Genomic DNA, 10,516 nt, shown 5'->3' with positions numbered 1-10,516 from the left:
CCGCCAGCGCATAGTAGCTTCTGAGAGCCTCACGCCCCTCCCGTGAGCTGCCGACCTGCGACTTCTCGCCCATCTGATGCAACTCCCGAGGGTTCCGGTAGCGCTCCATCGAGTGGATCGATCGGTGGCCGAGCAGCCGTTGGACGACATCGCGGCTCACGTCCTCGCGCAGCCAGCGGGTGGCCGCGGAATGGCGCAGCATGTGCGGACGCAAGGCGTGGCCGACGGTGTGAGCGAGGCGGTCGAAGGCGTCCTTGGCGCTTGAGTAGGACATCGCGCTGCCCAGTGGCGGGCGGAAGAGGTTGACGAACACCATGTCGATCACGGCAGCCGCTGCGACGCGGTCGCGCTCGTACTGGTAGTCCGCGTAGAAGGCGACCAGGTCCGCGGTGACGGGCACGTGCCGGGAGGTGCGGGACTTCGCCAGGGCCCGGTTCGGGTTGTCGGTGCGGCGGTGGACGTGCAGGTGTGGACCCTCGACCTGGCAGCCCAGCGGGCGCGAGGACGCGAGGAAGTGCATGTCGCCGCGGCGCAGTCCCAGTGCCTCGCCGATCCGCAGCCCGGTGCACGCGAGCAGGGCGGCCAGGAAGCGGTCCCGGGCGTTGCCCGCCTGGGCGATCGCCCGCTGGATCTGGTCGCTGTCCAGTACCTCGAATCCCGGATCGGCGGTCTTGAAGCGGAACCGCGAGACCTGTACCTCCAGGGCGGTCTCCCCCTCTCCCGCGTCGCACCCGGCGGGCAGGAACCGCAGCAGTTTCGGCTCCGACAGCAACTCCGCCGTCTCGGCCTGCACCCAGCCGTGCAGCCGGCCGAACCGCAGAAAGTCTGCGACCGCCGTCATCACGGCGTTCGCTGTCCCCGTCGACCGGTAGCGCGGGAGCCGGGGGCGGCTTTGGCCCCGTGGCGGCAGCGGCTCGGACACCAGCCACCGTTGCAGATCGGTCAGCGCCAGGAAACTCGGCGCCGACCACACCAGACGCCGCGCCGCGCAGTAGTCCAGGTAGAGGGCCACCCTGCCCGCGTAGGCCCGCTCGGTGTTCGGCGACAGGCCCCGAGCCCGAAGCGACGCCAGATACGCCGACGCCTCGACATGCAGCGCAAGCGTGCTGGCGTCGACAACTACCCGACGCTGCAGGCCAGTTGACGTACATGTGGCACGTTCCGCCACGAACACTCTGTCCACGAGCCGAACGTAACCACCACCCACCGGCCGCTGTGGCTCCGGGTGGTCACGTTCATCCCCGCAGGTGAACCACCCCACCAAACACACCCCACCAACCCACCAGTTGTAGATAGTCCCCCTCCGGACACACGAAAACAGAACCCAGGTCGGTGACGATGCTCAGTTCCAAGCCTGACAGCGGCCACCAGGAATGTCCCACGGACGGCCAGTTACGGGTGTAACCGGCGGTGACCGCTGTGGGCTCGACGCATTGGCCCTGGTCGGAGCCTTGTCCTCCCTATTGTGGTGCCAGCCAGGTCGCGATCTCGTCGACCACCGAAGGGGCGACATGTCCTGGCCGGGCGTACTCGGCTGGGGTGGGATGGCCGCTGCCGGGGAGGAAGAGGTGGTTGGCGTCCTGGTGGATCCGGATCGCCACCCCGGGCCGGTGTGCCAGGGCGCGCTGCCAGAGTGCTAGATCGTCGGCGACGGTCACCTGGTAATCCCGCCCGCCCTGCAGGATCAGCATCGGGCAGGCCAGTGCGGCCGCCGTGGCTACCGGGTCGTAGGTACGCAGGTCGAGCCAGTAGGCGGCGGAGAACCCCAGGGGCAGCAGTTCCTGCGGTGTGTCGGGCGCGAGTTCGGGGCCTGCCACCAACTCGGCCTGCCGGGCGAGCGCGGCCACCGCCTCGTCGGTACTCGGGCCGGGGGCGAGGGCCGCGAGGTGGCGGGCCACCCGGACGACCGCCTGGTGCATCGGCTGCGCGTCCGCAGCAAGAAGCACCAGGCCCGCGACCGACGGATCGGCAGCGGCGATCCGAGGCGCCGCTTTGCCGCCCATGCTGTGGCCGAGCAGATGGATCCGGTCCGAGGCCACCTCGGGTTGCTGCAGGAGCAGTTGGACGGCGGCGAGCGCGGGCGGCAGGTACTCGTCGGCCATGGTGAAGTCGGAGGGCAGGCGGTCCGGGTGTGCAAAGGTCGGCTTGTCGAAGCGCAACACGGCCACCTGGCGGGAGGCAAGCCCCCAGGCGAGGTCCTTCAGCGGCTTGTTCGGGCCGCTGGTCTCGTCCCGGTCGAACGGCCCGCCGCCGGCGAGCAGGACCACGGCGGGCCACGGTCCGGGGCCGTCGGGCAGGGTGAGTGTGCCGGGCACGGCAAGCGCCCCGGCTCCGAGCAGGACTTCCCGCTCGCTGAACCGGTCCTGCTGCGCGTAGCGCGGCGGCTGCCACACGGCGCCACCGTACGGATCGAGGCGCAGCCCGTGCAGCAGGCCGTCGCCGCCGACCGATGCGACCACGGTGAAGCTTCCGTCGGCGCAGGTGATCGCGATGCGCACCCGGATCGGGTCGGCTTCGCCGGCCTCGATCTGCGGCTCCTGGACCGCCCGGATCCCGCCGTGGCCGGCGGCCTCGGCCGCCCAGGCCAGTCGCAGCGCCTCGGTGGAGACCGCGGCCCGCAGCGGGGGCACGAAGAGCTCCGCGATCTTGTCGAAACGCTCTGCCCGCAGCAGCGCGGCGAAGCTGCGCGCCACCTCCAGCACCCCATCCCCATTCATTCGCATAATTGAGAACGGTAGCAGTTGTGAGAAAGTTTAGGTATGGACTCCCTGAAACTGCTCGCCCACCCCATCCGGCTGCGGATCGTGCACGCGATGGGCGGCGGAAGGATGCTGACCACCGCACAGCTGTGCGCGCGTATCCCGGAAGCCTCCAAGGCCACCGTCTACCGGCACATCGATCTGCTGGTGAGCGGCGGAATCCTGGAGGTGGCCGAGGAGCACCGGGTGCGTGGGGCGGTGGAACGGCACTACCGGCTGCGCCCGGACCGGGCCGTCATCGGGGCCGAGGCGGTCCGCACGCTCACCCCGGAGGACTATCGGCAGGCATTCACCACGGCGATGACCGCCTTGCTGGCCGAGTTCAACGCCTATCTCGACCGGGAGGAGGCAGACCCCATGGCCGACCAGGTGGGCTACCGGCAGCATGCCCTCTGGCTCAGCCCCACGGAGCTGACGGAGCTGATCAGCGAGCTACGCGCGGCCATCGTGCCAAGGCTGGCCAACTCGCCCAGCCCCGAGCGGGCGCAATACCTGCTCAGTCCGATCCACTTCCCGGTGGAAGCCCCGCAGCGGGAAGTCGAGCGGCCGCCGACCGAAACCGGACAGCCACCCCGTTGACGACTACGCACCGTGACATTCGCGACCAGATGACTCCCCGCCAACTGGCCGCGAGCGAGGAATCTGAAGGCTCTGGCGCGAGTTCCGTGAAAGCTGCCCGCGGATCTTGATGGTTGGCGATCATGTCGGGTGTCTGTTGCTGATCTTCTGGCTGTCTTGTTCCCCCAGTTCGCGCTGCTGCACGTCGAGTTGGTCCGATCGGTTGGCCGGTCGGTCCGGGTGCATGCCAGAGGCAGGACATCGGGGGCGTCGTGCACAGGCTGCGGGACCTGGTCTGATCGGGTCCACAGTGGCTACGAGCGGCGGATCAGCGACACCGCGGTCTCCGGGCAGGAGTTGGTGCTTCACCTGCGGGTGCGCCGGTTCTTCTGTGACAGTGCCGAGTGCGGGAAGCGGACCTTCGCTGAGCAGGTCCCGGGCCTGACGTTCCGCTATGGGCGGTGCACCGTGTCGCTGCGGAAGGTCCGCGAGACCGTCGCCCTCGCACTCGGCGGCCGGGCCGGCGCCCGGCTGTCCGCGCATCTGTCGGACGGGATCGGCCGGGACGCCCTGATACGCCTGATCCGCGCACTGCCCGACCCGCTGACCGGGAAGGTCCGGGTGCTCGGCGTCGACGACTTCGCCTTGCGCAAGGGCCACCACTACGGCACGGTCCTGATCGATATCGAGGGCCGCCGCCCCGTCGAGGTGCTACCAGAGCGGTCCGCCGACGCCCTGGCCGACTGGCTCACCGAGCATCCCGGGGTCGAGGTCGTCTGCCGCGACCGTGCCCGCTACTACGCCGAGGGCGCGGACCGTGGCGCCGGCACGGCGACGCAGGTCGCGGACAGGTTTCACCTCTGGCAGAACCTCGGCGAGGCGGCCGAGCGGCTGGTCGCCCGATTGCGCCCACAGTGGGTCCCGCCGGCACCGGAGAGGGAGAAGGTGGTGCTGCCCGAGGGACGGCTGGCCCAGCGCACCCGCGAGCGCCACGCCGCAGTCCACGCCCTGATGGACAAGGGCATGGGGCACAGCCAGATCGTCGCCGAACTGGGCCTGGACCCGAAGACGGCGCGGAAGTTCATACGGGCCGCCACCGCCGACGAGCTCATAGGAGCGGGGCCCACCGGCGGCCGGCAGACCAGCCTGGACGGCCACGCCGCCTACCTGATCGCCAGGTTCAACGAGGGCTGCACCAGCGCCGACCGCCTCCACCGCGAACTCGCCGAACGCGGCCTGACCGTGAGCGAGCGGACCGTACGCCGCTTCATCCACCGTCTGCGCGACAACGCCAAGCCGACCACCCGCCCGCCGATCCCCAAGGCCCGCGAGGTCACCAGGCTGATCCTCACCCACCCCGACAACCGACCCGAGGCCGACCGTGTCCTGCTGAAGGAACTCCGCAACCGCTGCCGCGAATTGGACGAGGCCTGTGTCCTCATCGCGAGGTTTGCATCAATGCTCGTCAACCGCCGCGGCCAGGAGGAACTCGAACAATGGACCGCGGACGCCGAGGCCAGCACCCTGCCCGAGCTGCGAGGCTTCGCCAACGGCCTGCGCAAGGACTGGGACGCGGTCACGGCCGGCCTCACGCTCCACTGGAACTCCGGCCCGGTCGAGGGTCACGTCAACCGGATCAAGATGCTCAAGCGCCAGATGTTCGGCCGAGCGAAGCTCGACCTCCTCCGAAAGCGGGTCCTTCTCGCGACATGAGATGTCAGCGCCCGCCTGTACTCTCCAGAGCTGACCGTCGTGAGAGGCGAGGAAAGGGGTGCCCGTGCAGATCGCCGGGCTCGACCTGTACGTGAACCACCCGGTTATCGCGTTGGGGTCCTCAGAGTGGATCCCGGCATCCCTCGAACTCGGCGGTCGGGTGGCCGCAGCCTGCGAGACCCACTTGGTTGTGCGAGTACAGCCGCAAACCTCCCTGGTCAGAGTGCGGATCTTTCATGCCGATCCCGAGAGCGTCGCCGGTCCCGGCCTCGGGTTCACCACCGTGTTCAGCGGGCCGCTCCTGCTGCCCGACGGGCGGCTCATCGTCGGGGACATCATGGGACAAAGCCGATTCACAACCAGCCTGCTCGGACCAGGCCTCCACCGGGCGCGCGTCGACGTAGATGACGCAGTTGGGCACGCACATGCCGTCGATATCACCGTCGCACGGGATTCGTAGAAGCCCCGCCAGCGCACCAGATCACGGAACTCGCGCCAGAGCCAATCTGAACTGGCCACCAACACAAGCCCCAGAAGGCGGCACCAAGGTGAATCCGACCTTCGACGCGGGTCGGGTTGGACTTCATCCCACAGATCTTGAGGCCCTAGACCGGACACCTTTCGGTGTCAGCGGCCCCGCGTACGGTCTGTTCATGGTCGATCAGAAGCCCCCCTTGCCCTCGATACACGACTTCACGACCTGGGAGCCCGTGCTGCGGCTCCTGCTGGCCAGCAACGCGGAGAGGTATGCCGCCCCGTCCGTCCGTGTGGCAGGACGCATAGGCCGGCACAGCTGGAGTCTGGCGTTGCGGCGACAGCCGCCGCCGTCTGGCCGAGCCGCCCAGATCGAGGACATGCAGGACGAGTTCGACGCGGTGAAGCGGGTGCAGAGCGCGCTCGCGGACACCGACATCAACGACATCTCGTTCACAGCGAAGATCTCGCTGACCGGGAAGACCGCGCTCCACCTGCTCGGGCCCAGTCCCGCTGTGGAGCCCGGCATCGGCAACCCGCACCCGGGGGCGCTCATCCTGGTCGAGGGCTCCCTTCCCGAGCCCTGGCGCCGCCTCCCCGATCCGGTTCCCGGGGCGGTGCCGGCCCCTTCAGCGGATCTGGTGCTACTGGAGCAGACGCTCCGCGAGCGGTTGCCCGATGCCATCGGCGCGACGAAGGCGGAGATCGCCGCCGCAGAAGCGCGTCTCGGCGTCACGCTGCCCGACGAGCTCAAGGTGCTCTACCGGGTGACACGGGCACGGTGGGAGTGGGAGGACTGGGGCGACGACTACGAGGCAGCAGAACGTGTCTTTGCAGCGGTCGGCTGCGAGCTGTTCCCCTTGGACAAGCTGTATGTCACCGACGCGCCATCCCGCTACTGCCGCTGGGAGTTCGCGGCAAAGGAGGCGGTCGTCACCCCTCCCGACGCCGCGGTTCAGGGCCTGGTCGGCTCACCCGGCTGGATCGCCTTCGGGGACAACGGCGGCGGAGACCGGCTCGCGGTCGACCTGACACCGGGCCCACACGGTCATGTCGGGCAGATCATCATGCTCAGCCACGAGGAGAGCACCGGCGCCGAACTACTCGCTGACTCCCTCACCGACCTGGTACTGGAGCGGCCCAGCGGACACCGCGGCGGCGGTCACGACGACCGGCAGCCGGCCGTCGCCTGGGTCAACATCAGGAGCCTGGAGAGCGTCGAGGCTGCCGCCCACCCTGGCCTGGAGGTCCTGTCCATCGGCGTGTGGGACGATGAGCCGGTCAGCCTTTCCCCGGTCATCGGGCTGCCGCGCCTGCGGACCCTCACCGCCTACCCCGGTACGCTCGCCGACCCGCTTGAGATCGCGAAGCTGACCGGCCTGGAGTTCCTGGAACTCGGACCGCAGGAATGGCGCGTCCTGCTCGACGCCGGAGCCGTCCCGCGCAGCCTGTCGGCTGCCGCCATCGAGGTACGCGGCAACGAGGACCCCCTGCCCATCGTGGCCATCGCCAACGAACTCCTGGCCCTCTGGGACCGGCCCCAGATCATCCAGACCGTCATCGAAGGCGACCTCGGCCCCGTGACGTAGCCAGCGGACGAACAACGGATCGCACAGAACCACGCTTTCCCGGTCGGCGAGGCGATCGCCGCCGACACCACCTCGGGCCCCGGCATGGCACCCATCGGTCCCCCTGTCCGCGGTGACGGACGCCCACTTGCCGTCCCACAGCCACCAGGCACGGGCGGCAACACCCCCGCCACCACAGAAAGGATGACCGTAGACGGCAGGGCGCGGAAGCCACGCGCCCACACCAGCGGGCGCAGCACCCAGGCTCTGGCCCCGCCCCTGCCGCCTGCCCCAGGCAGTAGCTGCCGAACGCCGACAAGAACCGGCGAGCTGGTGCCATTGCCATCCCCGCGGGATGGCAGGCAGAACAACCGTCACTCACACTCCCCCACCCCTGGATAACCGCGCTGCGCAGCCACGACGCCAAGGTGGTCGAGGCCCTGGCGGTACCGCAGAAGTCCGGCAAGCGCACCAAGGGGCGCAGCGCTGAGGCTGCTGTTGGGCCTGGTGAGAGCTGGTCAGCTGAGGGTGGTTCGGGAGCGTTCACGCTGCCGGTGCGGTTCCAGTCGCCGGTGGATGAGAACGTGCTCGCGCTGTTCATCGCGTCGCGGGTGCTGACGGGTGAGAACCAGTTCTGGCGGGAGGGGATCAACCACGCCCGCCGGTGGCACGAAGAGACCGGTGGGCTCGATGTGCCCTATTCCGCCATGGTCGGAGAAGAGGGAAACTTTCCGCTCGGGAAATGGCTGTCGGACAGGCGCAGCGAGCACGCGAATGGTGAATTGGCGCGACACCGGGTCGACATGCTGGAGGGGCTCGGGATGGTCTGGTCGGTCTCCGACGCCCGGTTCGAGGCCGGGCTCGACTGGGCGCGGGTCTGGGCGAAGGGGCACGGCGGGTCGTTGGCGGCGCCGGCGCGGGCCTCGGTCGGCGGGTACGCGATCGGGACGTGGCTCTCGGAGCTGCGGGCTGCGGCCCAGGTGCCGGCCGGTCAGCCGGGTGCGCTGGCGCCGGATCGGCGGCGGGCGTTGGAGGAGATCGACCCGTGGTGGTGCCCGGCCTGGCCTATCACCTGGCAGCGGGCGTACGCCGTGGCGAGGCAGTGGTGGCAGGAGTCCGACGGCCGCGTCGACTGGACCGCGCTGCCCGTGGAGACGGTGTTCGAGGGCGAGCAGCTCGGCCGGTGGGTGCGGGCGCAGCGGGCCGGGTGGGCCGAGCTCGACCAGGAGCAGCGGGATCTGCTGTCGGCGCTCGGCATCGGCGAGGACCAGGACCTGGCAGCCGCGCGGGCGGCGGCCGCGGCGAAGCCGAAGGCGTCGCGGGTGGATCGGTTCGCCCAGGGCCTCGCGGCGCTCGCGGCCTTCGTCGAACGGGAGGGCCATGCTCGGGTGCCCAGGCCCCATCGCGAGCCGCTGGAGGTCGTCGTCGCCGGTCCTGGCGGGGAGGAGAGCGTGGAGGTCGTCTCGGTCGGCCTGGGGGCGTTCCTGAACAACACCAAGGCCCGTCGAGCCAAGCTCAGCCCCGGCCAGCTCGCACAGCTCGCAGAGCACGGAGTCGAGTGGGCATGACCAGGTAGAGCTGTCCCGGGCCGGGGCGGTGTCCGAGGCCGGCGGTACGCTTCGGCAGCCCCGAGAAGGCATAGGAAGGCCGTCACCCCCGCGTGGGATGGCGGCCTTTCGGCGTTACTGACCTTGGCGCTTCAAGGTGATTGGCCTGTTTGCGTAGCTGACTGATGCGCATCTGCGCGCTATGCCGTTGGTATGCGCTATGCGGATGGGGGCGGGCTGACGGCGAAGGCACGTCAGCGCCGCGAGACGGTGCGGCTGGACGCCGCTGCGTTGTTCGACGAAGGCGTCCCGCCGAAGGAGGTTGCCCGCAGGTTGCGGGTGACCGCGAAATCGGCCTACCAGTGGCACCAGACCTGGCGGGAGGACGGGGCCGGCGCGCTGGCCTCACGAGGACCGAGTGGGCAGCGATGCAAGCTGTCGGCGCGGTGCCAGGAGAAGCTGGCCGAGTACCTCGAGCAGGGGCCGGCCGTACATGGCTGGGACCAGGATCAGGTGTGGACCGGCGCGCGGGTGGCGACGCTGATCGGGCGGAAGTTCCACGTCGCTTACAGCGTCTCGGGGGCCACCCGCCTGATGCACCGTCTCGGTTTCACCCCGCAGGTCCCGGCGCGGCGGGCCGCGGAACGCGATGAGCAGGCGGTGTCCGCGTGGAGGGAGGTGACGTGGGCGGAGGTAAAAGCGCCCGGGCGGCCTGCGACGGATGGCTCTGCTTCGAGGACGAGGCCGGGTTCACCCGCAGACCGCCCAAGGGACGCACGTGGGGACGCCGCGGCATCACCCCGGTCGTGAAGGTGGGCGGCCGGGGCTCCGGACGGGTCTCGGTCGCCGGGCTGATCGCGATGCGACCGGGCTCGCGGACCCGGCTGTGTCATCGGCTGCGACGGCACAGCGGGCGCAAGGGCGAGCGCCGCAGCCTGTCCGAGCGCGACTACATCGGGCTGATAGACGGGGTCCATCAGCTGGTCAAAGCGCCGATCGTGCTGGTGTGGGACCGGCTGAACACCCACGTCTCCCATGCGATGCGCGATCTGATCGATGCGCGGGACTGGCTGACGGTGTTCATCCTGCCCGCTTACGCACCCGAGCTGAACGCGGTCGAGTATCTGTGGGCCCATGTCAAGCGCAGTCTGGCGAACCTCGCCAGCGTCGCCCTTGACCGGCTCGAGGCCCTCGTGCGCAACCGTCTCAAGCAACTGCAGTACCGCTCCGACATCCTCGACGGCTTCCTCAGCGGGACCGGACTCTCTCTCGACCTCCCACCGCCATCACCTTGAAGCGCTGAAGTCAGTAGCGCACCGGCCGCCCCGTTGCGGTGAATTCGGCGGCTTCGGCCACGTGGTCCAGGGCGGGGGTGGGTCCGTCGGTGGCAGGCTGGGGGCCGGCCCGCACGGTGGGTCATCCGAGGCGGCTGAAGGCCCAGCGTAGGAGTTCCTGGTCGATCCGCGGGCGCCCGGTGCGGGCCAAGGCGGTGCGGGCGTGCGCCGTTAGCTGGGCCCAGGCACGGAAGTTTCCGTGAGCGGCGTGCTGGTCGGCGAAGGCGATGTCGTGCGGGTCCGCGTCGGCCCAGACGGGGTGGAAGAGCGGGATCACCTCCAGGACCTCCTCTGGGGTGAGGCGGGCGAGGCGCTGCCAGATGAAGATCCGGGAGGAGAGCATCGGTTCTTTGCGCAGAGTCTGGTAGCAGCCTTCTCCACCCACGAAGACGACGGCGAGCTGGGTGTAGGGGTCGTCCCAGAGGTAGCGGATGTATTCCAGCTGGTCGCTGGAGAGCCACTGGGCCTTGAAGTTCCACCCTCTGGTTGGACACCTGGACACTGGGGCGTATGAGCCCAGAGGAAGCAGTCACAGGTGGGAACCAGGAGCAACATGAGTAAGC

General features: G+C 69.6%; 9 protein-coding genes and 1 pseudogene. 7 read left to right on the top strand and 3 right to left on the bottom strand.

Annotation, left to right across the window (positions count from 1 at the left end; genetic code table 11):
* Both ACIRYZ_RS45605 and ACIRYZ_RS45600 read right to left on the bottom strand, forming a co-directional pair.
* Positions 1-1,012, bottom strand: a 1,012-nt coding sequence (locus ACIRYZ_RS45605) for a tyrosine-type recombinase/integrase (protein ID WP_402955378.1), incomplete at its 3' end; no start/stop codon positions are given.
* A 448-nt stretch (positions 1,013-1,460) separates the two neighbouring features.
* Positions 1,461-2,717, bottom strand: coding sequence for a serine aminopeptidase domain-containing protein (locus tag ACIRYZ_RS45600; protein ID WP_402955375.1), 1,257 nt, complete (start codon positions 2,715-2,717; stop codon positions 1,461-1,463).
* Between the two features lie 42 nt (positions 2,718-2,759).
* On the opposite strand from ACIRYZ_RS45600, the gene ACIRYZ_RS45595 reads away from it, so the two are divergent.
* The 7 genes and pseudogenes from ACIRYZ_RS45595 to ACIRYZ_RS45565 all read left to right on the top strand — a co-directional run bounded on the left by ACIRYZ_RS45595 (position 2,760) and on the right by ACIRYZ_RS45565 (position 9,914).
* A complete protein-coding gene (locus tag ACIRYZ_RS45595; RefSeq protein WP_402955372.1) occupies positions 2,760-3,338 on the top strand; it encodes a helix-turn-helix domain-containing protein in 579 nt (192 codons plus the stop codon).
* A 129-nt stretch (positions 3,339-3,467) separates the two neighbouring features.
* Entirely contained in the window at positions 3,468-5,030 is a 1,563-nt protein-coding gene (locus ACIRYZ_RS45590; RefSeq protein WP_402955369.1) for an ISL3 family transposase, read from the top strand.
* A gap of 58 nt (positions 5,031-5,088) precedes the next feature.
* On the top strand, positions 5,089-5,490 hold the full coding sequence (locus tag ACIRYZ_RS45585; RefSeq protein ID WP_402955366.1) for a hypothetical protein: 402 nt from the start codon (positions 5,089-5,091) through the stop codon (positions 5,488-5,490).
* A gap of 214 nt (positions 5,491-5,704) precedes the next feature.
* Complete coding sequence (locus ACIRYZ_RS45580) at positions 5,705-7,093, top strand: SMI1/KNR4 family protein (RefSeq protein ID WP_402955363.1); 1,389 nt, start codon at positions 5,705-5,707, stop codon at positions 7,091-7,093.
* A 407-nt stretch (positions 7,094-7,500) separates the two neighbouring features.
* Positions 7,501-8,640, top strand: coding sequence for a helicase associated domain-containing protein (locus ACIRYZ_RS45575; RefSeq protein ID WP_402955360.1), 1,140 nt, complete (start codon positions 7,501-7,503; stop codon positions 8,638-8,640).
* Positions 8,641-8,832: 192 nt separating this feature from the next.
* Positions 8,833-9,237 (top strand): annotated as a pseudogene (locus tag ACIRYZ_RS45570) (transposase); the annotation flags it as partial.
* A gap of 65 nt (positions 9,238-9,302) precedes the next feature.
* Positions 9,303-9,914 (top strand): transposase, encoded by a 612-nt coding sequence (locus ACIRYZ_RS45565; protein ID WP_402955357.1) that lies wholly within the window; start codon positions 9,303-9,305, stop codon positions 9,912-9,914.
* A 121-nt stretch (positions 9,915-10,035) separates the two neighbouring features.
* Here the strand turns inward: ACIRYZ_RS45565 and ACIRYZ_RS45560 are convergent, their stop codons facing one another.
* Entirely contained in the window at positions 10,036-10,455 is a 420-nt protein-coding gene (locus ACIRYZ_RS45560) for a hypothetical protein (protein ID WP_402955354.1), read from the bottom strand.
* Between the last annotated feature and the right edge of the window lie 61 nt (positions 10,456-10,516).

This window comes from Kitasatospora sp. NPDC101155 (assembly GCF_044768305.1).
Classification (GTDB): Bacteria; Actinomycetota; Actinomycetes; order Streptomycetales; family Streptomycetaceae; genus Kitasatospora.
This window is presented reverse-complemented; position numbering and strand designations above follow the sequence as displayed.

Excerpts from the sequence above, each read along its gene's own strand:
- ACIRYZ_RS45595 (WP_402955372.1), top strand. The coding sequence starts at position 2,760 with ATGGACTCCCTGAAACTGCTCGCCCACCCCATCCGGCTGCGGATCGTG.
- ACIRYZ_RS45600 (WP_402955375.1), bottom strand. The coding sequence starts at position 2,717 with ATGAATGGGGATGGGGTGCTGGAGGTGGCGCGCAGCTTCGCCGCGCTG.